21 protein-coding genes are annotated in these 23,093 nt (G+C 65.4%); 11 read left to right on the top strand and 10 right to left on the bottom strand.

Annotated elements, in window-relative coordinates:
• Window positions 1-79 precede the first annotated feature (79 nt).
• The 7 genes from ISP25_RS12050 to ISP25_RS12020 form a co-directional block, all read right to left on the bottom strand.
• Window positions 80-1,507 carry a coniferyl aldehyde dehydrogenase gene (locus ISP25_RS12050; protein ID WP_404616309.1) on the bottom strand — a complete coding sequence of 476 codons (1,428 nt, stop codon included), beginning with the start codon at window positions 1,505-1,507 and terminating at the stop codon, window positions 80-82.
• On the bottom strand, window positions 1,507-4,068 hold the full coding sequence (locus tag ISP25_RS12045) for a TonB-dependent receptor (protein ID WP_404614151.1): 2,562 nt from the start codon (window positions 4,066-4,068) through the stop codon (window positions 1,507-1,509). Before ISP25_RS12045 ends, ISP25_RS12050 begins: the two co-directional genes overlap by 1 nt.
• Before the next feature lie 73 nt (window positions 4,069-4,141).
• The gene (locus ISP25_RS12040; RefSeq protein ID WP_404614149.1) at window positions 4,142-5,284 is read right to left on the bottom strand and encodes an SO2930 family diheme c-type cytochrome; all 1,143 of its coding nucleotides are present in this window, start codon (window positions 5,282-5,284) and stop codon (window positions 4,142-4,144) included.
• A 7-nt stretch (window positions 5,285-5,291) separates the two neighbouring features.
• On the bottom strand, window positions 5,292-6,527 hold the full coding sequence (locus tag ISP25_RS12035) for a parallel beta-helix domain-containing protein (protein WP_404614147.1): 1,236 nt from the start codon (window positions 6,525-6,527) through the stop codon (window positions 5,292-5,294).
• Between the two features lie 163 nt (window positions 6,528-6,690).
• A complete protein-coding gene (locus ISP25_RS12030) occupies window positions 6,691-7,053 on the bottom strand; it encodes a hypothetical protein (RefSeq protein ID WP_404614145.1) in 363 nt (120 codons plus the stop codon).
• On the bottom strand, window positions 7,050-8,144 hold the full coding sequence (locus tag ISP25_RS12025; RefSeq protein ID WP_192155668.1) for an AraC family transcriptional regulator: 1,095 nt from the start codon (window positions 8,142-8,144) through the stop codon (window positions 7,050-7,052). The genes ISP25_RS12030 and ISP25_RS12025 overlap by 4 nt, the downstream gene beginning before the upstream one ends.
• A 185-nt stretch (window positions 8,145-8,329) precedes the next feature.
• Window positions 8,330-9,076, bottom strand: coding sequence for a glucose 1-dehydrogenase (locus tag ISP25_RS12020; protein WP_192155666.1), 747 nt, complete (start codon window positions 9,074-9,076; stop codon window positions 8,330-8,332).
• Between the two features lie 111 nt (window positions 9,077-9,187).
• On the opposite strand from ISP25_RS12020, the gene ISP25_RS12015 reads away from it, so the two are divergent.
• Window positions 9,188-9,589, top strand: coding sequence for an ArsR/SmtB family transcription factor (locus ISP25_RS12015; RefSeq protein WP_404614142.1), 402 nt, complete (start codon window positions 9,188-9,190; stop codon window positions 9,587-9,589).
• 110 nt (window positions 9,590-9,699) lie between these two features.
• On the opposite strand, the gene ISP25_RS12010 is transcribed toward ISP25_RS12015, so the two are convergent.
• On the bottom strand, window positions 9,700-10,434 hold the full coding sequence (locus tag ISP25_RS12010) for a TlpA family protein disulfide reductase (RefSeq protein ID WP_404614140.1): 735 nt from the start codon (window positions 10,432-10,434) through the stop codon (window positions 9,700-9,702).
• 100 nt (window positions 10,435-10,534) lie between these two features.
• Window positions 10,535-13,690: a bifunctional proline dehydrogenase/L-glutamate gamma-semialdehyde dehydrogenase PutA gene (putA, locus tag ISP25_RS12005; protein WP_404614138.1), complete on the bottom strand. Its 3,156-nt coding sequence runs from the start codon at window positions 13,688-13,690 to the stop codon at window positions 10,535-10,537.
• A gap of 224 nt (window positions 13,691-13,914) precedes the next feature.
• On the opposite strand from putA, the gene ISP25_RS12000 reads away from it, so the two are divergent.
• The 5 genes from ISP25_RS12000 (at window position 13,915) to ISP25_RS11980 (ending at window position 18,185) form a co-directional block, all read left to right on the top strand.
• Window positions 13,915-14,403, top strand: a complete 489-nt coding sequence (locus ISP25_RS12000; protein ID WP_404614136.1) for a DUF2244 domain-containing protein — start codon at window positions 13,915-13,917, stop codon at window positions 14,401-14,403.
• A gap of 107 nt (window positions 14,404-14,510) precedes the next feature.
• The gene (gene coxB / locus ISP25_RS11995; RefSeq protein WP_450088484.1) at window positions 14,511-15,374 is read left to right on the top strand and encodes a cytochrome c oxidase subunit II; all 864 of its coding nucleotides are present in this window, start codon (window positions 14,511-14,513) and stop codon (window positions 15,372-15,374) included.
• 79 nt (window positions 15,375-15,453) lie between these two features.
• The gene (gene ctaD / locus ISP25_RS11990; RefSeq protein WP_404614132.1) at window positions 15,454-17,067 is read left to right on the top strand and encodes a cytochrome c oxidase subunit I; all 1,614 of its coding nucleotides are present in this window, start codon (window positions 15,454-15,456) and stop codon (window positions 17,065-17,067) included.
• Window positions 17,068-17,085: 18 nt separating this feature from the next.
• Window positions 17,086-17,220: a hypothetical protein gene (locus ISP25_RS11985; RefSeq protein ID WP_255523410.1), complete on the top strand. Its 135-nt coding sequence runs from the start codon at window positions 17,086-17,088 to the stop codon at window positions 17,218-17,220.
• A gap of 77 nt (window positions 17,221-17,297) precedes the next feature.
• Window positions 17,298-18,185: a cytochrome c oxidase subunit 3 gene (locus tag ISP25_RS11980; protein ID WP_404614130.1), complete on the top strand. Its 888-nt coding sequence runs from the start codon at window positions 17,298-17,300 to the stop codon at window positions 18,183-18,185.
• 234 nt (window positions 18,186-18,419) lie between these two features.
• Here the strand turns inward: ISP25_RS11980 and ISP25_RS11975 are convergent, their stop codons facing one another.
• Window positions 18,420-18,635 (bottom strand): twin transmembrane helix small protein, encoded by a 216-nt coding sequence (locus ISP25_RS11975; protein ID WP_192107600.1) that lies wholly within the window; start codon window positions 18,633-18,635, stop codon window positions 18,420-18,422.
• A gap of 110 nt (window positions 18,636-18,745) precedes the next feature.
• On the opposite strand from ISP25_RS11975, the gene ISP25_RS11970 reads away from it, so the two are divergent.
• From ISP25_RS11970 to ISP25_RS11950, 5 genes are all read left to right on the top strand, one after another.
• Window positions 18,746-19,426, top strand: coding sequence for an SURF1 family protein (locus ISP25_RS11970; protein ID WP_404614128.1), 681 nt, complete (start codon window positions 18,746-18,748; stop codon window positions 19,424-19,426).
• A gap of 16 nt (window positions 19,427-19,442) precedes the next feature.
• Entirely contained in the window at window positions 19,443-20,015 is a 573-nt protein-coding gene (locus ISP25_RS11965) for a hypothetical protein (RefSeq protein WP_404614126.1), read from the top strand.
• Window positions 20,015-21,178 (top strand): COX15/CtaA family protein, encoded by a 1,164-nt coding sequence (locus tag ISP25_RS11960; protein ID WP_404614124.1) that lies wholly within the window; start codon window positions 20,015-20,017, stop codon window positions 21,176-21,178. The genes ISP25_RS11965 and ISP25_RS11960 overlap by 1 nt, the downstream gene beginning before the upstream one ends.
• Window positions 21,175-22,074, top strand: coding sequence for a heme o synthase (gene cyoE, locus ISP25_RS11955; RefSeq protein WP_404614122.1), 900 nt, complete (start codon window positions 21,175-21,177; stop codon window positions 22,072-22,074). Before ISP25_RS11960 ends, cyoE begins: the two co-directional genes overlap by 4 nt.
• A 758-nt stretch (window positions 22,075-22,832) precedes the next feature.
• The gene (locus tag ISP25_RS11950; RefSeq protein WP_192155646.1) at window positions 22,833-23,033 is read left to right on the top strand and encodes a hypothetical protein; all 201 of its coding nucleotides are present in this window, start codon (window positions 22,833-22,835) and stop codon (window positions 23,031-23,033) included.
• Window positions 23,034-23,093: the final 60 nt, after the last annotated feature.

The raw sequence follows: 23,093 nt of genomic DNA, 5'->3' as shown, positions 1-23,093 counted from the left end.
GTTTTTTCTTGTCTGAAGAGTGCGGGCATGGATGGCCGCCGATTTGATCTCCGCGATCAGGGATGATCGCAGAGGTGCTTCAGCCGCGTTTGAGCAGGAGATCCAGCATCTGCCGGAAGCGCTTGCCGTAGGGCGGATTGAGTAGCCCGGCGCCATTCCAGCGCGCCTGGCGGAACACGGGCTTGGTGTGCGAGAAGGTGCGGAAGCCGGCCTCGCCGTGGTAGCCGCCCATGCCCGAGGCGCCCACGCCGCCGAAGGGCAGTTCGTGCTGGGCGATGTGGTAGAGCGTGTCGTTGAGGGTGACGCCGCCGGCATGGGTGCGCGCCAGCACGCGGTCGATCAGCGACCGGTCCGTCTCGAACAGATACAGCGCCAGCGGATGCGCACGCGCGCCGACATAGGCGATGGCTTCGTCCATGGTGTCGTAAGGCACCAGCGGCAGCAGCGGACCGAAGATTTCTTCCTGCATCACTTGCATGTCGTCACGCACGTCCGTGATCAGCACGGGTGGCAGCAGGCGGCGCACAGCATCGGGCGTGGCCTCGCTCAGCGATTCGATTGAGGCGCCGGCGGCATTTGCATCGTCGCGCAGCGTGGAAAGTCGCGCGTAATGGCGGTCGGTGGCGATGCTGGCGTATTGCGCATTGCGTGCGAGGTCGGGATACAGGCGCGCCGTCGCCGCACGCGCCGCCGCGACGAACTCGTCCATGCGTGCACGCGGCAGCAGCACATAGTCGGGCGCGATGCAGGTCTGCCCTGCATTGATCAGCTTGCCGAACACGATGCGTTCGGCCGCGTGCTCCATGCGAGCACCGGGGCCCAGGATCACCGGCGACTTGCCGCCCAGTTCCAGCGTCACCGGCGTGAGGTTGGCTGCGGCCGCGCGCATCACATGGTGGCCTACGGCAGTGGAACCGGTGAACAGCAGATGGTCGAACGGCAACGTGGCGAACGCCTGGCCCACGGCGGCGTCGCCGTTGACCACCTGCACCTCGTCGTTGCGGAAGTACTTGGCGACGAGTTCGGCGAACAAGGCCGAAAAACGCGGTGTGTATTCGCTCATCTTCAGCATCACGCGATTGCCGGCGGCGAGCGCGTCCACCAGTGGTCCCACCGCGAGGTAGAGCGGATAGTTCCACGGCACGATGATGCCCACCACGCCCAGCGGCTGCGGACGCAGCTCGGTGCGCGCCGGCAGGAACAGCAAATCGGCGAGGCGCCGCTTCGCCCGCATCCAGCGTTTGCCGTGGCGCAACGCGTGGCGCACGGCGGAGAGGCTGGGGAAGATCTCCAGCAATTCGGTTTCTTGTGTCGGTCGATTGCCGAAGTCGGCGTGGATCGCATCGGCGATGCCGTCGCGATGCGCGAGCAACAGGCGTTGCAGCGCACGCAGGCGCGCGGCGCGCGTGGGCCAGTCCGGCAGCGGGTCGTGCGCCTGCGCTTCGCGCAGCCGACGCAGTGTGGTGTCGAGGTCGGACATGTGGGCCTTGGGGTGGCGGGCAGGGATCAGAACTTCACGCGCAATTCCGCGCCGTAGGTGCGGGGCGGATCGATGACGGCCCAGGGCGTGCCGAACACCGTCGTGGTGAGATTGGTGATGCCGATGTAGCGTTCATTGAAGACATTGTTCACGAACAGGCCGACGTCCCAGCGCTGGTCCGGCGTCTGCCAGTCGAGTCGCGCATTGGCATGGCGCTGGGCCGTGCCAACCTGGAAATTCGGACTGGTCTGGCAGGTGCCCTGGATCTCCGACTCCCCGTTGCAGCGGGTCTTGCTGCGGAAGCCATACTGGAAGTTGAACACCACGTTGCCGTTGGCCACGTTGTGCACGGTGTAGGCCATGCCGGCGGTAGCCGACCACAGCGGGTTGCCGGTGGGCTGACCGTTGAGCACGGTGCCGTCCGGCGCCGTGGATTGCAGGTAGCGCTGGCTGATGTAGGCCACGTTGGCATTGAATTTCAATGGTTCGACCGGTTGCCACTGCGCTTCCAGATCGACGCCCTTGGCTTCTTCGTTGCTGACGCTGGTGGTGTAGTACGGAATGCCCGTGCCGTTGGAGCCGGGCTGGCCGGTGACGTTCGGGTTGAGCACCTGCTCCTGCAGGTTGTAGTAGCGGTAGTAGTACACCGAGCCGTTGAACAGAAGGTTGTACTCCGGCAGCACCGTCTTGATGCCGGCCTCGTAGTTCCACACCTTCTCCGGCGCGAAGTGCGAGCCGATGTCCAGGCTTTCGTAGCCGCCGGCCTTGTAGCCCTTGGCCACCGAGAAATAGGCCATCACGTCTTGGGTGAACTTGTAGCTGAGCACCGCGCGCGGGCTGAAGTCGTTCCATGTGTTGTGCGCGCTGACCAGGGTGTTGACGGGCGCGCCGCCGCTGGCGGTGAAGATCTCGTTGCTCTGGAAGGCGCTGAGCAGGGCGGACGTGGGAATGCCGGCCATAGCGGCTGCCATGTCGAGTATGCCGGCCTGCTGGAGCTGGCTCAGCGTATTGTCCAGTTGCGGCGCCTGGCGCGGGATGTTGAACCAGGAGAAATCCCGCTCGTCGTGGGTGAAGCGCGCGCCGGTGGTCAGGTCCAGCTTGTCGCTGAGATGCCAGATCACGTCGCCGAAGGCTGCGTAGGACTTGTAGTTGCCGTTGTTGTTGATCTGCTCGGTCCACGGATCGCCCAACAGGGTGTAGGGCAGGTTGTAGGCGTCGAGCATCGACTGGAAGTAGTGGAAGAGGGTGCCGGTGGGCGTTCCCGTCTGGGCACCCGTGTTCACCGCCAGCGTGTCGATGCTGTCGGTCGTGACGTCCACCTGATTGCCCTGCCGTGCCTGCTCGCTGTACCAGCTCACGCCGGTGACCCAGTCGAGCAGGTCGTTGCTACCGGCGAGCTTGAACTCCTGCGAGAAGGCGTTGTTGTGCTCGATGTTGGCGGTGGCGAGGTAGGTGTCGATGTTGGCGGTGCCGTCGCTGTCTTCGAGATTGAAGGTATCGAAGTTGCGCCAGGCGGTGGTCGAGGTGAGGCTGCCCCAGGCGAAGTTGTGGTCGAGCGTCAGGGTGACGCCATCGAAGCGGCGGCGCTCGTCGGCGCCGACTGCGTCGTTGTACAGCGGTGCGTTCAACGGATTCAGATAAGTGGACGGCTCCGCCGGGAAAGGCGGCAGCACCAGGCCGGAGGGTTGCCGCAGGGTGAAGTCCGACAGCGGCACCAGGCCGATGGCTGCCTGCGGTGCCTGGTTGAGCTTCTCGTGGTCCCACGACAACAGCATGCGGGTGTCCGGCGTGATGTTCCAGCGGAATACCGCACGCGTTCCCCAGTCGCCGTTGTCGCCGTAGCGCTGGCCGGTCGCCTGGTCCTTGATCCACCCGTCGCTCTGGTTGTCGTAGGCACTGACGCGCAGCGCCATGTCCTTGTTCAGGGGAATGTTGACCAGGCCGTAGGCGTAGCGCTCGCCGTAGTTGCCGTAACGCAGCGTGGCATCGCCCTCGAACTTGTCGCTGGGTTCGTTGGTGACGATCGAGATGGCGCCGCCGGCGGCGTTGCGGCCGAACAGCGTTCCCTGCGGACCTTTCAGCACCTCGATGCGCTGGATGTCGTTGAACGCCAGCATCGAGCCGCCGGTGCGGTCGGCGTAGACGCCGTCCACGTATACGCCCACGGCGGGCTCGGTGCCGATGCCGAAATCCTCGGTGGTGATGCCGCGCAGGGTGTAGCCGGGCTGGGTCGGCTGGGAGGTGGTGACGACCAGTCCAGGCACGAAGTACTGCATCTGGCTGATGTCGGTGGCGGTGACGCTGGCGATGTCCTTGGCAGTGACGATCTGCAAGGCGATCGGTACTTGCTGCATTTCCTGCGTGCGGCTCTGCGCCGTCACCGTGATCTTGCCCAGCTCGGTGGTGCTCTGGTTGTTCTTCGTGGTGCCGGGCGAGGGCGTGGCGGCCGGCGCATTCGCGGTTTGCCCGGCATCGGTGTTCTGCGGTGCGTCCGCAGCCCATGCGGCCAGCGGCGCGGCCAGCATCATGGTGCTGCCGAGCAACGCGAGACGCAGTTGGACGGACAGTGGTCGCAGACGCATCGTCATACCCGTTCTCCCCAGGCTTGGTCATGCATGGCGCGGTGACCGCGCCGGAAGTTTTCGTCCGCTGCGGCCGTGCTCAATGCACGATGTCGCAGTTCCCCTTGAGCGAAAGAATCCAGGCGCGGATCAGCGCCTCGCCCTCACGATCCACGGTGCTGCGGCCGATCTCCGGCATCATCGTGCCGGGCCGGGTGGAGCCGATGCGGTTCATGATGATCGAGTCGTCCGGCTTGCCGGGCACGATGTCGAACAGGCGCCCTCCGGTGGCCGGACCGGCTGCCTCGGGCGACTTGCAAATGCCGAGGTGGTGGTCTTCTGGCACGTCCGCGCCGAGCGAGAAGCCGGTGACGCTGGCCTCGCCGTTCGGGTTGTGGCACATCGCGCAGTTGACGTCGAGCCAAGCGCGCGCGCGGGCATCGAGCGTAGCGCTGGGATCGCGCCAGTCGGCGGCCTTCGGCACGTCGGCCAGCTTGGGCATGTCCATCAGGTAGCCCATCGCGACCAGGTGCTCCAGCTGGTTCTCGCGGCCGCTGCCGTAGTCGTACTCGCGGTTCATGTTCCGCGCCTTGGGGCCGATCGGCAGGATGCTGCGGCCGATCATGTCGGCCTCGTGGCAGTTCACGCACTGGCCTTCGTCGGGCACCACGTAGTTGAAGTCCTCGCGCTGGTCCTGCGCGCCGACGAGGGTGAGTGCCTGCACGTCGCCGGTACGCACCAGCGTGGCCTCGGTCTGCTCCTTGTTCCACACGTAGACGAACGGCGTCCAGCCGTCCTTGCGGCGCACCAGCAGGCGGGTTTCCACCAGGTGCACGCTGGCCAGGTTCAAGTCCTGGCCGACGAAGTCGCCGGAGTAGTCCAGCGTGCGCGCCACGTCGCTGAACTTGCCGTCGGCAGCGCGCGGGTAATAGAAGGTCTTGGTGACGACGGTGCCGACCGGGAAGTCGAAGGTGTTCTTCGCGTCGTATTTCGCAGACACCCCCTTGGGCATCCACACCGTGCGCAGCTTGTGCACGTAGTCGGTGAACAGCGGCGTGTTGAGGTTGTACGGCACCACGCCGGCGTTGAGTTCCAGCCTGCCGTCGCGGGCCTCGACCATGTGCCAGTCGCTGAGCTTGGTCGGCTTGCCGTCGGCATGGAATTCCGCCGGCGGCAAGCCGCGATGGCAGCCGGACAACAGAAGCAGTGCCAGCTGCGCGGCATGTTTCGCGGACTTCACCATCGCGGCCTCAGAGCTTCGGCTCGGGGTTGAGCGTCACGGCCGGGAGTTTGTCGATCGTGCACTGGAACGGCTTCATGTCGGTGTTCGGATGCTTGTAGCCATCGGGACCGTCGGCATCGACCACGCCGCTGACGTCCTGGATGCAGATGCGGTCCTGCGGCGGCAGCGTCTTGTCGGTGAATTTCGGGTCGCTGTAGCCGTCCCACAGCACGTCGGGGAAGTGGCCGCCGATGCCGAACATCGCGATCTTCAGCGTCTTGAAATCCAGCCCGCTGGGCGAGTCGCCGCCGCCCTTGAGGCGGTTGCCGTAGATGAAGATGCCCTTGGGGTACGGGTCGTAGTCGGCGGCCACGCCGGTCTTGCTCGCGTAGTTGGTGGAGTAGAAGCTGGACACGATGATGTTCGCCGTCTTGTTGTCGGCGATGTCGTTGTCGAAGATCTCCACCTTCGGGTTGGAGTTCACCACCACGCCCGAGCCTGCCGGAACGCTGGCCACCGCCGAACCGTTCGCCGCGAAGTTGTCGTGATTGTTGGCGACCACGTGGTTCTTGAACACGCGCGTGCCGCTGCCTTCCATCAGCAGGTCGGGCATGTTGAACACCAGGATGCCGCCGGAGTTGTTGGTGGCGGTGTTGCCGTACACGTCGGCGTTCACCGTGTTCTCGATCTCGATGCCGGCCACGTTCTGTTCGGCGCGGTTGTTGCGCACGATCACGTTGTTGGACTGGCCCACGTAGATGCCCGAGTCGGACGCGCCGATGGCTTCCGAATCCTCGATCAGCACGTTCTGCGTCTTCACCGGGTAGATGCCATACGGGCCGTTGCTGGTCTGCGAGCCGTCCGTCCACTGCGTGCGCACGCCATGGATGGTGATGTTCCTGCCATGGTTGATCTTCAGCGCATCGCCCTTGGTGTCCTCGATCGTGAGGTTCTCGATGGTGAAGTCGTTGGCGTTCACCAGCAGGCCTTCGGGGCCGACCACCTGGCCCTTGAACGAGAGCACGGTCTGGTCCTTACCGGCACCCTTGATGGTGACGCCGTCGGTGCGCAGGCTGAGTCCGCGCGTGAGGTGGTAATGGCCAGCGGGGATGTCGATCACCGTGCCAGGCTTGGCGTCCAGAAGCTGTTCCTGCAGCTTCGATTCGAAGCTGGCGTCGGTCGCATTCTGCGGTGCGGGTGCCTGCTGGCTGCTGCACCCGGCGAGTACGGCGACGAGTGTGGCGGCGATGAGCGTCTTGCGCATGATCGTTGAACTCCCCATTCGAACGGCATTGCGGATGCCGTCACTGTCCCGCAACACGTTGCGGTTGGGGAGGGTAAAACGGCCAGGGCATGGGGGGCAAAGCGGCCAGTGTGCGGGGCTTTGGTAAGAGCACGCTCCGCGCGAACGCTACTTGATCGAAAGATTAGAGGTTGGATATAGGAAGAGTGCCATTCCTGCCAATCTCCAAAGTACCGAACCGTGAAGTCAAGGCATCAATGAAATGCCCAAAGAATGAAAAATACTCTCCCTTCCGGCTGGTAATGAGACCGCCTTGAATCAGCTCGCAGTCGAGCTCGAATTCAGGCTCGCCGGGTAGTTGTGAGTAGAAATAGAACGCTGTGCCATCTCGAAAAGTCGCGATGGAAGAGAGGCCGCGAAGAAGGCTGTCGAGGTCTTCGTAGTTGTCGCAGTCAAAAAGGATGATTTGCCACATAGGTGAAACGGAGCCTCTAACTATGCGGTTACTGGATTCGGTCTGCGTCGGAACGACGAGCGAGAGCTTCAAGCTGCAGCGCGCCGCGCCTCTTGCGGCGCCATGCCGGTCCAGCGCTTGAACGCGCGGCGGAATTCGCGCGGATCGCTGAAACCCACCTCGCCGCCGATCTCGGCCACGCTCAGGTCGCCGCCCTGCAGCAGTTGCAGCGCGCGTTCGGCGCGCACGCGGTCGTGGATCTCGCGGAACACGCGGCCGCTTTCGGTGAGCCGGCGGCGCAACGAGCGTTCGCTGAGGTTGAGCGTGCGCGCCACCTCGTTGAGCGTGGGCTGCTGGCGCAACTGGCTGCGCAGCAGGCGTTCCACCGCGGCGACGATTTCCTGGTGCGGTTCGCCGCCATCCGGCGTGCGTTGCTGCGCGCACAGCGCCAACGCCTGCTGCGCGGTGAGCGGGTTGTAGCCGGGCAGCGGATGGGCCAGCCACTCCGTGCCGATCAGCAGCCGGCAGCGCGGCGCGTCGAAGCGCAGCTCGCAGCCGAACAGCTGCGCGTACTCGTCGGCGTGGTCCGGGCGCGGGTAGGCCAGCTCCAGCCGCAGCGGACGCAGCTCGGTGCCGACCAGCTCGCGCGCGATCAGCGTCGAGCTGGCGAACAGCTCCTCACAGAAGAACGGAAGCAGGCTGGCGTCGTCGAACAGAGGCAGCGCGACCATCGCCACGGCATGTTCGTCCACTGGCTCGAACGCGAGGTCGAGCAGGCAGCCGCAGATCTTGTGGTAGCGGATGCCCGACTGCATCGCCTCGCCGAAGGTGCGGGAGGTCATCATCGCCAGCCCCAGCAGGCCGAAGCCGCCGACGGTGCCCTCGCGGCCGATGCGCAGCCCCGCGTCGCGCACGCCCGCCGCGCCCAGCGCCGTGAGTGCGCGATGCACGAACAGGCTGGCCTGCCGGTAGGAAACGCGCAGCGCCGGATCCGCGATCTGCGCGCGGTTCAGGCCCAGGCCGCCGAACCACGAGCGACTGTCCACGCCGCAGCCATCGGCGAGTTGCGTCAGATAGAGCAGCTTGTTGGTGGGAAATTCCGCCGCGGTGTAGCGCGGATCGTCCGTCACTTGCGTGGCGTGCGCGCTGGAATGGAAGCCGATCATGCCGGCGGGACGTGCCATGGTGCCGATGCTCCGACGCAGCCAGGCCAAGGCGGCCCGCGATCCGGACTTTCTAGCACGTCTGCGCGGCCGGTCGCTTGTGCATTGCGCAAGCGACCGACCGTGAAGCCGTTTCGATCCTGCGTTGGCAGGGGAACATCCACGGCGTGGTCAGCGTCGGGATGTCTCCCTGTCGCGTGGGTGGTTCAGCGCAGGCCGCCGCCAGCGTAGAGCTTCTCGCCGGTCAGCCAGCCTGCGTCGCCGGAGGCCAGGAAAACGGCGATCGAGGCAATGTCCTGCGGCTGGCCGATGCGACCCAGCGGCGTCTGTGCCACGGCATGGGTCTCGAACTCCGAACCGATGAAGCCGGCGCTATGGGTGCCTTCGGTCTCCACGATGCCCGGATTCAGGGCATTGACACGGATGCCGCGCGGGCCCAGTTCCCGTGCCAGCGCACCGGTGATGCCTTCCACCGCCGACTTGGTGGCGGTGTACACCGCCGAACCCGGTGGCGTGATACGGCTGACCAGCGAGCCTATGTTGATGATGCTGGCGCCCTGGCCGAGGTGCTTTTCCGCCGCCTGCGTGGTCAGCAGCAGGCCCAGCACGTTGACATCGAACTGCCTGCGGTAGTGCTCTTCGGTGATGGCCTCGATCGGCGCGAACTCGTAGACGCCCGAGTTGTTGACCAGGATGTCGAGGCGACCGAAACGCTCGACCGTCTGCGCGACGATGGCCCGCGCATCGGCGCCCTTCGAAACGTCGCCCTGCACGGCGAACGCCTTGCCGCCGGCCGCGGTGATCTCGGCTACCACGGCGTCGGCGCCGGCCTTGCTGGAGGCGTAGTTCACGGCGACGGCGGCGCCTGCGGCGGCAAGTGCCTTCGCGATGGCGGCGCCGATGCCCTTGGATGCGCCCGTGACGAGGGCGGTCTTGCCTTGGAGCTTGCTCATGGTGGGTTCCTGCGAGTGTGGCGAGTGGGGGATGGTCCGGGTTCTTAAATCCAGTAGTTCAAGATATATGAACTATGGAACCAATCGTCAAGGGGCGGGTAAAATGCCGCCATGCGTCCGCTGTTCCATCCATCGATCGACGACGTCACCGTGGAGGGCATACTCCACGCGCTGTCCGACTCCGTGCGCGCGTCGATCTACGCCAGGCTGGCAGGCCTGGACTGCGCCGCGGCCTGTACCGCGTTCCAGCAGGCCGGCGACCGCGTCATCCCCAAATCCTCGCTGTCGCAGCACTTCCGCGTGCTGCGCGAAGCGGGCCTGGTCCGCAGCGAACGATCCGGCGTGGAAATGCACAACACCACGCGCTGCGCAGAAATCGAGCAGCGCTTTCCCGGCCTGATCCCCGCCATCCTCAACGCGCATCGCATGCAGGCCGCGGGCACACCGTCGCCCCGCTCACCGCGTCGCAGGACGGCGACGCCAGCCGTCAGGAAGAAAGCAAAGGGTCGCTGAGTGTGCTGTTGCCGCAAATCCTGATGAGATCATTCATGATGAAATGATCGGCGTGCGCCGGATGGACGGCGCACCGCACGTTGCGGCGCACCGTTTCGATCAGCGTCGCGTTACGGCTTGCGGTACTGATTCACCCATCGCGTGATTTCGTTGGCCGTGGGGATATCGTGATTGGCCTGGGTGGCCAGCGCAGTACTGACCGTGGCGGCGACCAGATGGCCTTGCGGGTCGATCAGCAGCAGGGCCGGATAGGTCGAGATACCGAGCGCGTCGATCCACGCTTGGGCATCCACCAGGCTGGAAACTTGCAGCTTGCGCTGTTTGGCGAACGTCAGCGCGGTGTCGCGTGACTCGTAGGTCACTGTGAGCAGCTTGAAGTCTTTGTGTTGCTTCGCCAGCGCGTTTAGCGTGGGTACCTCGGCGATGCACGGGATGCAGTCGGCGAAGTAGAAGCTGAGCAAGGTGTAATGGCCCTTGAAGTCCGCATTGGTCACGCGCTGGCCTTGCGCGGTACGCAGGTCGAAGGCGGGGAGTGCCTCGCTCGGTTTGAGCTTGAGCGATAGCGTATTGGGCGCCGGTGCCTGATGGGCGGAGTTGATGCGCAGCACGACCTCGGATTGCGCATTGACGGACTTGGAGAACGATGCGCCGGGAGCGCGCGCCTGACGCATGAAGTCGTCGTAGCTGATAGGTTTGCCGCTGCTGTCGAGGAGATTGATTTTCGCGTCGCTGGGCAACACCAGGGCGGAAATCAGTTGCTGCTTCTGAGCCGCAGTTTGCGCGTAGGCCGTAGTGCCGACGAACAGGCTGGCCAGCAGACAGATGGTTGCAGGCGGACGGGACATCGCGGTTCCCTATGGATGTGGAGCCGCGAGGCTAATACGGAAATCGGGCGACGCAAAATTCCCCTCGCTCTCAACACGGTCGAGAGCGAGGGGAATGGCGTTATTCGCCGATGGTCAGCAACGAGGCGTTGCCGCCGGCCGCCGTGGTGTTGACGGTGAGCGTGCGCTCGCCGGCGAAGCGCAGCAGGTAGTGCGGGCCGCCGGCCTTGGGGCCGGTGCCGGACAGCGACTCGCCGCCGAAGGGCTGCACGCCGACCACCGCGCCGATCTGGTTGCGGTTGACGTAGCAGTTGCCGACGCGGGCGTGGCTGCGGATGTATTCCACGGTGTCGTCGATGCGGCTGTGCACGCCCAGCGTGAGACCGTAGCCGGTGGCGTTGATCTGCTCGACCACCTGCGGCAGTTCGCTGCCCTTCCAGCGCAGCACGTGCAGCACGGGGCCGAACACTTCGCGCGTGAGGGTGGCAAGCGCCGGTATTTCGTAGGCGCGCGGTGCGAAGAAGGTGCCGTTGGCGGCGGCAGCCGGGTCGAGCGGCACTTCGCCGATCTTCTTCGCTTCCTTGTCCATGCGTGCGGCGTGGTCGACGAGGATCTTGCGCGCGTCCTCGTCGATCACCGGGCCGACGTCAGTCGAGAGCTGGCCCGGATCGCCCACCTTCAGCTCGGCCATCGCGCCGGCAAGCATGCCGATCACCTTGTCGGCGATGTCTTCCTGCACGAACAGCACGCGCGCCGCGGAGCAGCGTTGGCCGGCGGACTGGAAGGCAGAGGCGATCACGTCCTTGACGATCTGTTCGGGCAGGGCGGAGGAGTCGGCGATCATCGCGTTCTGGCCGCCGGTCTCGGCGATCAGCGCGGCGATCGGCGCGTTGCGCGCGGCGAGCGCGCGGTTGATCGCCCAGGCGGTTTCGGTGGAGCCGGTGAAGGCGACACCGGCCACGCGCGGGTCCTTGGTCAGCGCGGCGCCGACCACGGCGCCGTCGCCGGGCAGGTACTGCAGCACGGCCTCGGGCACGCCCGCTTCGTGCAGCAGCTTCACCGCGGCGTAGCCGATCAGGCTGGTCTGCTCGGCGGGCTTGGCAATCACGCTGTTGCCGGCGGCAAGCGCGGCGCTCACCTGGCCGAGGAAGATCGCCAGCGGGAAGTTCCACGGGCTGATGCAGACGAATACGCCGCGACCGTTGAGGAACAACTGGTTGCTCTCGCCGGTTGGTCCCGGGAGTTGTTCCGGATGACCGAACAGGCGGCGCGCCATGGTGGCGTAGTAGCGCAGGAAATCGGCGGCCTCGCGGATCTCGGCGATGGCGTCGGGCAGGCTCTTGCCGGCTTCGCGCACGCACAGCGCGATGAATTCGGCGCGGCGCGCTTCGAGCTGTTCCGCCGCGTGTTCGAGGATGGCGGCGCGACTGGCGGCGGGCAGGCGGTCCCAAGCGGGCTGGGCGGCGACGGCGTTGGCCAGTGCCTTGTCCACCAGTGCGGCGTCGGCGCTGATGTAGCTGCCCACGTTCTGGCGGCGGTCGGCCGGGTTGGTCACCTGCACGGTGGGGCCGTTGCCCTTGCCGCCCGGCACCAGCGGTTCGGCGTTCCAGGGGCCGGACTTGCCGTTGACGGCTTCGGCGGTGGCCTTCAGTTCGTTGTCGTTGGAGAAGTTGATGCCCATGGAATTCTTCCGAAGCTCACCAAAGAGATTGACCGGCAGCGGGATGCGCGGATGGGGAATGGAAGCGAAGCGGCGCACCGTTTCGCAGGGATCGGCCACCAGCTCGCGCACCGGCAGGGTCTCGTCCACCACGCGGTTGACGAAGCTGGTGTTGGCGCCGTTTTCCAGCAGGCGGCGCACCAGGTAGGGCAGCAGGTCTTCGTGCGTGCCCACCGGCGCGTACACGCGGCAGGGCACGTTGAGGTTCTGCGGGCCGATCACTTCCGCGTACAGGTCGGTGCCCATGCCGTGCAGACGCTGGAACTCGAACGGACGGCCGCGCGCGACGTGATGCACGGCGGCGATGCTGTGCGCGTTGTGGGTGGCGAACTGCGGATAGATCAGCTCGCTGCCGGCGTCGAACAGCTTGCGCGCGCAGGCGAGGTAAGACACGTCGGTGTTCGGCTTGCGCGTGTACAGCGGGTAGCCGGCCAGGCCCTGTTCCTGTGCGCGCTTGATCTCGGCGTCCCAGTAGGCGCCCTTGACCAGGCGCACGTACCAGCGGCGATTGGCGGCGCGGGCGGTCTCGATCAGCCAGTCGATCACGAACGGCGTGCGCTTGGAGTACGCCTGCACCACGATGCCCAGGCCGTTCCAGCCCTGCAGCGAGGGATGCGCGAACACGTCGCCGATGATGTCCAGCGAGAGTTCGAGACGGTCGGCCTCCTCGGCGTCCACCGACAGCGCGATGCCTTGCTTCATCGCCAGCTGCGACAGCTCCAGCAGCTTGGCGGTGAGGTCGCGGCGGGCGATGGCGCGCTTGGCCACTTCGTAGCGCGGATGCAGCGCGGACAACTTCACCGAGATCGACGGCGCGTCGGTGTGATTGGCGAACGGGCCGCGCGCGCCGATGCGCGCGATGGCGCGGCGGTAGTCTTCCTGGTAGCGCTCGGCGGTCTCGCTGGTGAGCGCGGATTCGCCCAGCATGTCGTAGGAATAGCGGTACACCGCGTATTCCTTCTTCGCGCAGCGGTCCAGCGCCTCGTCGATGGTCTGCCCCATCACGAACTGGTGGCCCATGATGCGCATGGCCTGGCGCACGGCGAGGCGGATTGCCGGCTCGCCGGCGCGGCCGGCGAGGCGCTTCAATGCGCCGGTGAAGTCGCGGCGAGTTTCCTCGGCCAGGTTCACCAGGTGGCCGGTGAGCATCAGGCCCCAGGTGCTGGCGTTGACGAACAGCGACTCGCTCTGGCCGAGATGCTTCTTCCAGTCCGCGTCGCCCAGCTTGTCGCGGATCAGCTTGTCGGCGGTGGCCTTGTCGGGGATGCGCAGCAGCGCTTCCGCCACGCACATCAGCAGCACACCTTCCTCGGAGGAAAGATCGTACTGGCGCATGAAGGATTCGACCGCGCTCTGGTCCTTGGCGCGCACGCGCACGCGGGTCACCAGGCCGGCGGCGACGTCGATCACCTGCTCGCGCTCGGCGGGTGGCAGGGTGGCCTGGGCGAGCAGGTCGTTGACCGCTTCGGTTTCGTCGCGCAGCCACGCGGCGGTGATGCGCGCGCGGGCCGGCTCGGCGCCGGCGGGGAGTTCGGGGCTGAGAATGGGTTGGGTCACGGCAGGGTCGATGCGGTGGGAAGGGGCGAAACGGAACGCGGGATTGTACGCCGTGCGCCGCCGCGCCGCCGCAACCCGGCCTGCAGACCTTCGAACGGGAGACCTAAGGCGCATGTCGGCAAACGGTGCCGGCAAAACCGGTCCGGCTCAGGCGCCTGCGGCATTCTTGCCCCTTGCGGCCATTGCGACCTATCATCGAAGCGCTCTTGGCACGCCGGATCTCCATGATCGTGCTACGACCAGCCGCCGCCGGCTTGCCCCGCGTGTCGATATGGCTTAGGCCCAATCGCACGCTCAGCCGGCGCGGGCTGCGTCGGCTCATCATGCTTCTGGTGGTGCTGGCGCTGGCTGTCGCCGTTCTGGGTGCGTGGGTGGGGAATGTGTTCGCCCCGCTGTTCGCCCTGGTCGAGTCGGCTGCCGTGGCTGTCGCCTTGCGCGTGGCCTGGCGGGTCGGCCGCCGCGGCGAGCGCATCATCCTCGACGAAAGGTCGCTGGTGGTGCAGTCGCTGCCGGGGCGCCGCTGCGTGCGTTTCCAGTCCTGCTGGGTGCGCGTGCGGTTGGACGAAGGGGATAACGGATGTCATCGCCTGCTGCTGTCGTCGCACGGGCGCGAGCTGGAAATCGGCGGGTTCCTTGCCGAACAGGAACGTGTCGAGCTGTTGCGGAAACTCAAGCTGCTGCTGGACGAGGTCAACGGCCAGCGGCGCGGATAGGTTCAACAAAGGGCGAGAGCATGACATCTGGCAGCATCAGGACTGACGGGGCCGAACCGGGCCGCGGGCTGGGCATCAAGCGCGCCGTCTCGGCGGCCTTGGCGCCCATGCTGGCGCTGTGCGCCGGCATCGCGCAGGCCAACCCCGAACCGGGGCAGCTCAACATGACGCGCGGCGTGACCACCTGGTCGGGCGAGCCGTATTTCCTCAACAACGTCGCCCTCGGCGTCTGCGTCGTCATCGGCATCGTGGTGTTCGGCGCGATGTTCATCGCCATGTTCCGCTTCCGCAAATCACGCGGCGCGGTACCGGAAAAGTGGTCGCACAACACCACGGTCGAGATCATCTGGACGGCGATCCCGGTGCTGATTCTGATGGCGCTGGCGTGGATGGCCACCGGCGGACTGGTCTCGTTCGCGGACACCACCGGCGCGCAGATGACGATCAAGGTCACCGGCTACCAGTGGAAATGGCGCTACGACTACGTCGATTACCAGGGCAAGCCGGTCAGCAAGGTCGGCTTCATGTCCCGACTCGACGAGCTTTCCGACAAGACCCGCCAGCTGGGCTCGGGCATGGATCCGTACGCGGTGAAGACCGGTAACGAGAACACCTACCTGCTCAACGTGGACAAGCCGCTGGTGCTGCCGATCCACACCAAGATCCGCTTCGTCATCACCAGCGAGGACGTGATCCACTCGTGGTGGGTGCCCGCGTTCGGCTGGAAGATGGATGCCATCCCGGGCATCGTCAATTCGGCCTGGACCAATATCAACGAGGCTGGCACCTACCGTGGCCAGTGTGCCGAGCTGTGCGGCCAGGACCACGGCTTCATGCCTATCGTGGTGAAGGCTGTTTCGCAGGAGGATTTCAACAAGTGGCTGGCGGCGCAGGAACAGGCGAATGCGCCGGCTCCGGCCGCGACGCCGGCAGCCGCCCCCACCGCCGCCGCGCCGGCCGGCCACGGCTGATCCACCGCGAAAGCATCCCTATTCCGGAGAGCGGCCGCCCGCGGTCGCGCCATCGACAGACTTAAGGCAGAGGTGCGCAATGGCCCACGAAGCCACCCACGATCACCACGACCACCACCACGCGCCGGAGGGCTTCTTCCAGCGCTGGGTGATGTCCACCAACCACAAGGACATCGGCACGCTGTACCTCGTCTTTTCGTTGACGATGTTCTTCATCGGCGGCAGCTTCGCGATGGTGATACGCGCCGAGCTGTTCAAGCCGGGGCTGGACCTGGTGCAGCCGTATTTCTTCAACGAGATGACCACCATGCATGCGCTGGTGATGATCTTCGGCGCGATCATGCCGGCCTTCGTGGGCCTGGGTAACTGGATGATCCCGTTGATGATCGGCGCGCCGGACATGGCGCTGCCGCGCATGAACAATCTCTCGTTCTGGATCCTGCCGTTCGCCTTCGCGCTGATGCTGTCCACGCTGTTCCTGCCCGGCGGTGGCCCGGCCGGCGGCTGGACGATGTATCCCCCGCTGTCGCTGCAGAGCAGCTCGCTGGCCTACGTGGTGTTCGCGATCCATCTGATGGGCATCAGTTCGATCATGGGTGCGATCAACATCATCGCCACCATCCTCAACATGCGCGCGCCAGGCATGGATCTCCTGAAGATGCCGGTGTTCGTATGGAGCTGGCTGATCACCGCGTTCCTGCTGATCGCGGTGATGCCGGTGCTGGCCGGCGCGGTGACCATGCTGCTCACCGACAAGTATTTCGGTACCAGCTTCTTCAACCCGGGCGGTGGCGGCGACCCCGTGCTGTACCAGCACGTGTTCTGGTTCTTCGGCCACCCCGAGGTGTACATCATGATCCTGCCTGCGTTCGGGATCATCTCGGAAATCGTGCCGACCTTCGCGCGCAAGCCGATCTTCGGCTACCGCGCGATGGTGTACGCGATCGCCTGCATCGCCTTCCTGTCGTTCATCGTGTGGGCGCACCACATGTTCGCGGTGGGCCTGCCGCTGGGCGCGGATATCTTCTTCATGTACGCCACGATGCTGATCGCGGTACCGACCGGCGTGAAGGTGTTCAACTGGGTGGCGACGATGTGGGGCGGCTCGATGACCTTCGAGACGCCGATGCTGTTCGCCGTCGCCTTCATCATCCTGTTCACCATCGGCGGCTTCTCCGGCCTGATGCTGGCGCTGGTGCCCGCCGACTTCCAGTACCACGACACCTACTTCGTGGTGGCGCACTTCCACTACGTGCTGGTGACTGGCGCGGCCTTCGCGATCATGGGCGGCACGTACTACTGGCTGCCGAAATGGACCGGCCACATGTACAACGAGTTCTGGGGCAAGGTGCATTTCTGGTGTAGCGTGGTGTTCGTGAACGTGCTGTTCTTCCCGCAGCACTTCCTGGGCCTGGCCGGCATGCCGCGCCGCATCCCCGACTACAACGTTGCGTTCGCCAATTTCAACATGATCAGCTCGATCGGCGGCTTCCTGTTCGGCGCATCGCAGCTGATCTTCCTGGGCGTGGTGGTGCACTGCGCCTTCTTCGCCAGGAAGAAGGCCGCCGACCGCGTGTGGGAAGGCGCCAAGGGCTTGGAGTGGACGGTGCCGTCACCGGCGCCGCACCACACGTTCGAAGTGCCGCCGGTGGTGCGCGACGAAGAGCTCGCGCACGGCCACGTGGACGATTGACGCGGAAGGCACAGGCACATGACCAGCCAAGCAGCAAACGGACAACTCGGGCCGAAGCATCGCCACGGCGTGCGCCGCACCGTGCTGGTGCTGGCCATCGTGGTCGGTGCGTTCTTCCTGTTGCCGTTCGTACAAATTCTGTTGATGAAGTAGTCGCGGCGGTTCACCGCCACATTGGGTGAAGCGGTCGCGGTTTTGCCGCTTCACGGGAAACTCCACGGAGTCTCAGCATGTCCCAGCAGCACGACGTCTACTACGTACCGAGCAAGAGCCAGTGGCCCATCGTGGCCGCGGTGGTGATGTTCCTCACCGTGTTCGGCGCGGCGCACTGGCTGAATGCGGAACCGGGCGATACCGGTTTCGGCAAGACGGTGATCGCCATCGGCGCGGTCGGCGTCCTCGGCATGTTCTTCGGGTGGTTCCGCTCGGTCATCAAGGAATCGCTGGCCGGCAGCTACAACCACCAGGTGGACACCTCGTTCCGCATGGGCATGATGTGGTTCATCTTCTCCGAGGTGATGTTCTTCGGCGCTTTCTTCGGCGCGCTGTTCTACATCCGCAATTTCTCGGTGCCGTGGCTGGGCGGCGAGGGGCACGGTGTGCTCACCCACCAGTACCTTTACGAGGCCTACAGCGGCTCGTGGGGCGTGGCAGGTGGCAATGGTCCGCTGCACGTCGGCGGCGCCTTCAGCGTGGTGCAGCCGTGGGGCCTGCCGCTGTTGAACACGCTGATCCTGCTCACTTCCAGCGTCACTGTGACCATCGCGCACCACGCGCTGCGTGCCGGCCACCGCGGCAGGATCCTGCTGTTCCTCGGCCTCACCGTGCTGCTGGGCGCCACCTTCCTGTATTGCCAGGCGCACGAGTACATGGAGGCGTACAAGGAACTCAATCTCACCCTGCATTCCGGCGTGTACGGTTCCACCTTCTTCATGCTCACCGGTTTCCACGGCCTGCATGTAACGCTGGGCACGATCATGCTGGCGGTGATCTGGTGCCGCGTGCTGAAGGGCCACTTCAACAAGGAACACCACTTCGGCTTCGAGGCCGTGGCGTGGTACTGGCACTTCGTGGACGTGGTGTGGCTGGGCCTGTTCCTGTTCGTCTACATCCTGTGATTTGACGCGACATCCTGTCGCGGAGAGCGAGAGTCAAAAGCCGGACATCCATGGCCTGACTGTTTTGACTTCATGCGACATCGTGTCGCGGAGGGCGAAGATCAAAAACCGACCGTCCATGGCCGGACTCTTCATGAGAAGCCTCGCCACGGATCGAGTTTGAATACAGGAAGCCCGCCAATTGGCGGGCTTCTTCGTGTTGCGGGGAAACAGGCGGTGCCTGGGCAGCTACAATCACTGGCCCACGTCGTGCGGTTGCAGCCAGCCCATCCAGATGCCGAACACGACCATGCCGATCAGCAGCAGCGAGAGTGCGATGCGGCGCGTCAGCGCCCAGGCCATGCGCTTGTCGTCGTGCTTGTCGGTCATCATGTAGTACAAGGCTTGGCCGAGGCTGAAAATCACCACCAGCAACACCACCACCACCGCGTATTTGTAGATGGGGCCCACGTGATTGATCCGGTCGATTCTGTTGCATCGAGTATAGCGACCGGGGCGCTCGCATCGTGCTAGTCGGGTTTCGCCGTCCACCGTGGTGGGCCATTGCGCTCACTGTTGCCGTGACGGTGCTTTTCGTGCGGCTGGGCTTCTGGCAATTGCATCGCGCCGAGTTCAAGGACGACCTGCTGCGACGCTATGCCGCGGCTGCCGTGGCCGCTCCGCAGGAATTCGATCTGGTGGCGCTGCAACCGCCGCCGGACGCCTATCCCCGCGTGCAGGTGCGGGGGCGCTATCTCGCGAATCGCACCTATCTCCTCGACAACCCGAAGCACGACGATCTCGGCGGCGTCGAGGTCTATGTGCCGTTCCAGCCGCAAGGCGGTGATCGCCTGCTACTGGTGGATCTCGGCTTCCTGCCCGGCAACGGCACCGCCGCAACACCGCAGCTGCCGCCGTTGCCGCAAGACGAGCAAAGCCTGCGCGGCCTGTACCTGCCTCCGCCGGGGCACGGCATCGAGATGGGCGGCAATGCGTTGCCGCGGCAGACGCAGTGGCCGAAGACGACGATCTATCTCGATCTTGACCAGGTCGCGGGCGATCTGGGCGACAAGCTGTACCCGCGCGTGCTGGCACTGGATGCCAATCCGTCCTCGATCTACGTGCGCGTGCATGCGCTGGATTTCGGCGACATGCCGCCGGCGCGGCATCGCGCCTATGCGTTCCAGTGGTTTTCCTTCGCCATCGCCGTGGTGGTGATCCTGTTGGCGCTGAACCGCAAGCGCGGTTCGCGCCGTTCCTGACTTAGAGCGTGTTCCGATGAATGCTGTCGATCCCGTCGCGCTGCGCAAGAGCCGCCTGAAGCTGTTGCTGGTCGCTTCGATTTTCGCCGCCCCCTTTGTGCTGGCGATGGTGCTCACACTGGCCGGTTGGCAACCAACCGCAAAGGGCAATGGCCTGCCGGTCAGGCCGCAGCGCAACTTCGCGCAGGAGCAGGTGCCCATACACCTCGCCGATGGGAACACGTGGGCATGGCGCGACAGCGAGCCTAGGCTCACCCTCGTCGCGCTGCCCGGGCCCGATTGCGCCGCGCGCTGCTATGGCGCGCTGACCGCCATGGCCAAGGCGCGCGTGATGCTCAACCGCAACCAGTCGCGGTTGCGCCTGTTGTACGTGGGGACGCCGCCTGCCGATGCGCGGCAGCGCGAGGGCATGGCGAACTACTGGAAGATCGGCGAGGACGTGGGCGGCAAGCTGGCGCCATGGCGTCCGGGCGAGCCGGACAGCGTGGGCGCTCTGCTGGTGGAATCCGATGGCACGGCGCTGGCGAGTTATCCTGCCGGCTTCGACGCCTCCGGGCTGCTCCAGGATATGCAGAAGGTCATCAAGTGATGTCGTTGCAAGTGGGAAAAATGCTGCGCTGGCTATCGGTGCTGGCGGCCGTGTTCGCGTTCGGTCTGGTGATGTTTGGCGCTTTCGTGCGTCTGTCCAATGCCGGCCTGTCCTGTCCGGATTGGCCCACCTGCTACGGCGAGGCGACCTGGCCGCAGCATGCGCAGGCGGTGGCACAGGCCGACGCCGCGTTCCCGAACCGCCCCTACGAGGCGCACAAGGCCTGGCGTGAACAGGTGCACCGCATGCTGGCCGGCACGCTGGGCGTACTGGTGCTGGGACTGGCGCTGGTCATTTCCTGGCGCGACCTCAGCACGCGCGTGAAGGTGATCGCGGGTGCCGTATGTGCGGCGATAGGCGTGACGCTGTACATGCGTGGCGATTACGCGGTATCGGCGTCGTTGTCCGCCCTGGCGATCATGTCGCCGACGCTGGGCGCATGGCGTCTGCGCGGCAGTGGTGCGCAGCAGATCATCGTGCTTGCCCTGGCCGTCATCATCTTCCAGGCCATGCTGGGGATGTGGACCGTGACCCTGTTGCTGAAGCCTGTCGTGGTGACCGGCCATCTTCTGGGCGGCATGACCACGTTCGCGTTGCTGGGCTATGCAGCGGTGCGTTTTGTCGGGGTGGGTGCGGCTGATGATGCGTTGGCCGGCCTGCGCAGACTGGTGATCTTGGGTATCGTGCTGCTGGCCTGCCAGATCGCACTGGGTGGCTGGACGTCGTCGAACTACGCGGCGCTGGCCTGCGGTTTCGGCGACGCGGCTTTCCCGCAGTGCCTGGGTCAATGGTGGCCGCATGGCGACTACCATCAGGGCTTCATCCTCTGGCGCGGCATCGGCGTGAATTTCGAAGGCGGTATTCTCGACCAGGACGCGCGCACCGCGATCCAGATGGTTCATCGCATCGGTGCGTTGGTGGTGTTCTGCTACCTCGGCTGGCTGTCGCACAGGCTCGCGCGGCGGGGCTTGCGCTGGTATGGCATCGCGGTGGGCGTCGCGCTGGTCTGCCAGGTTCTGCTGGGCATCAGCAACGTGCACTTCGGCCTGCCGCTGCCGGTGGCGACCGCGCACAATGGCATGGCGGCGCTGCTGCTGTTCACCCTGGTGGCGGCATTGGCGCGCACGCAACGCCAGCCTGACTTGCGCGGAGTGCTGGCATGAGCATGCTGGGCGAATACCTGCAGCTGACCAAGCCGCGCGTGGTCGCGCTGCTGGTGTTCTGTGCGGTGATCGGCATGTTCCTCGCGGTGCCGGGGATTCCGCCCTGGCGCGCGCTGGTATGGGGCACGCTGGGGATCTGGCTGGCTTCCGGTTCGGCCGCGGCATTCAACCACCTGATCGATCAGCGCATCGACAAGCTGATGACGCGCACCGCACGACGGCCGCTGGCCACCGGCCATCTCAAGCCGTGGCAGGTGCTGGTGTTCGCCATCGCGATGGGTGTCGTCTCGATGCTGGTGCTGGCGCTGCTGGTGAACGGCCTCACGGCGTGGCTCACCTTTGGCGGCCTGATCGGCTACGCGCTGGTGTATACGGCCTATCTCAAGCGCGCCACGCCGCAGAACATCGTGATCGGCGGCCTCGCGGGTGCGATCCCGCCGGTGCTGGGCTGGACGGCAGTCACCGGTGCGCTGCATCCGTTCGCGCTGCAGTTGTGCCTGATCATCTTCGTATGGACACCGCCGCACTTCTGGGCGCTGGCGATCTTCCGCCGCGAGGATTACGCGCGCGCCGGCGTGCCGATGTTGCCGGTGACCCACGGCGTGGCCTATACGCGCTGGCAGGTGCTGTTCTACACCGTGCTGCTGGTGCTGGTGACCCTGCTGCCGGCGATCACCGGGTACAGCGGCTGGCTCTATCTTGGTGGCGCGGTGGTGCTGGGTGTGGGCTTTCTGTACTACGCGATCCGCCTGCTGAGCCCGCCGGACGAGTTCTTCGCGATGCGGGTGTTCAAGTACTCCATCATTTACCTGATGGCGCTGTTTGCTTTTCTGCTGATAGACCACTGGGTGGCTGAGCCGTTGCGGCATGGCCTTGTGTTCCAGCGGCTTGGTTGAGAGGCTGTGCGGAACATCCGCGCCCTGCGGCTCCTGCGGGCGAGGGATGTTTCGTTATCGCAAGGGACAAAGCGGTTTCGGACGCGCGCGGCACCCGAGTTCCTTCTCCTTAGCTGGTCCACGCCACTGCAGATGCGGTGGCAAACGGCGAAGTCGGCCCGAAGGTCGGAAAGCCGGATGCACGGAGCAGAGAGAAGTGCGCCATGGAAGCGGCCTGGTTCAATCCACCGGAACGGCAAGCAGCTTGCGTCTGGGTTCGGAGGCAAGTCCGCCTATGCGATGGAGGTCGCGGCCACAGTGCCGTATCTGGGAACTGAGGTTTTATGTGCGCCGTCCCGGCGCGCGCCGGACGCAAGCGTGGCATGTGTAGCGCATTGAAGAGGCGCTCCACGAGTGGCAGATCAGATGTGCCGGCTCCGATCATTGCCGCTGAGCGCAGAAGCCGATGGCATCAAGGGATTCTGATTGAGCCACAGCCGCGGATTCATCTTCCATGCGTTGACTCGGTCGCCGTTGCACCGCAAAATAGCCGGGTCGCGCGACTGTGTCATCGTCACCGGCATCCTGTCCTGACTAACCAAGGCATATGGACGTTTACCCTAGTCGCAACGTCGACATCCGCTCGCATCGGGTGCCGGCAATGCATAACAAGCTGAACGCCTGCGGCAGCCGCCAGCGGTCGGCCGGTCCTTTCCTCGACTAGGAAACGCCGGCCCATCCTCGACGGCGTCGCACGCCGCAACCGAGGAGATGGGCCCATGAAGCTCCTTCGCGATTTTTTCCGCCTGCGGACTCCCCGCCGCAGCCTGTCCGTCGCACGCCGCGATGCGCGCCGCCGTGTCTATGTGGTGACCGTGCCGGCGCCGCTGACCACGCCTGCCGCCGAGCCGCAACGCAAGGCCGAGGCGCGTGCCAGCGCGCCGTTGTCGTCACCGCGTCATCTGCAGCTGGCTCACTGATGCACGCGCGCGTGCCCCGCAGGTGCTGGCCTCCGCCAGTGCGGCGGGTGCGCGGTTTGC

This window comes from Rhodanobacter hydrolyticus, from assembly GCF_044904645.1.
This window is presented reverse-complemented; position numbering and strand designations above follow the sequence as displayed.